Source organism: Skermanella sp. (genome assembly GCF_059503625.1).
Genome location: NZ_JCACHA010000998.1, coordinates 5,660 through 6,280, shown reverse-complemented (window position 1 = coordinate 6,280; position 621 = coordinate 5,660). Strand labels below are relative to the sequence as shown.

Below are 621 nucleotides of genomic sequence, written 5' to 3'. Positions count from 1 at the left end.
CTGGTGGCGGCCGCTCCGGCGGCATTCGCCCAGCTCGATAAGGTCCCGTCGCCGGCCTCCCCGTCGGTCAAGGAGGAGGTCGAGCTTTACCAGCAGCTTCAGGGCAAGATGCAGGGCACCGTCAGCATCCCGGACGGCAAGCTGGCGATGCTGGTCCAGCCGGAAGGCCGGGAGTGGCGGGAGTTCCGCAACTACTGGGCCCGCATCATCTCCGGCGTGATGATGGTTGGCATGCTGGCGGGTCTGGCGGCCTTCTATCTGTTCCGGGGCAAGATCCGCATCCAGGCGGGCCGGGTCGGGCGGACGGTGACGCGGTTCATGCCGGTCGAGCGCTTCGCCCACTGGCTGGCGGCCTCGAGCTTCGTCGTCCTGGCGCTGACGGGGCTGGCGCTGGCGTTCGGCCGTCCGCTGCTGATCCCGCTGATCGGGCACGAGGCCTTCACCGCGATGGCGTATTACGGGAAGATCGCCCACAACTACCTGAGCTTCCCCTTCGTGCTCGGCATCCTGATGATGTTCGTCCTGTGGCTGCGGGACAACATCCCGGAAAAGTCGGACATCACCTGGATCAAGCAGGGCGGCGGCTTTTTGAACAACGGCTTCCACCCGGAAGCCAGCCGC

Annotated in this window: 1 protein-coding gene; it reads left to right on the top strand. The window is 66.5% G+C overall.

Annotation, left to right across the window (positions count from 1 at the left end; all coding sequences use genetic code 11):
* The coding region (locus AC5JJ6_RS36515; protein ID WP_496046738.1) for a cytochrome b/b6 domain-containing protein at nucleotides 1-621 on the top strand (621 nt) is incomplete at both ends.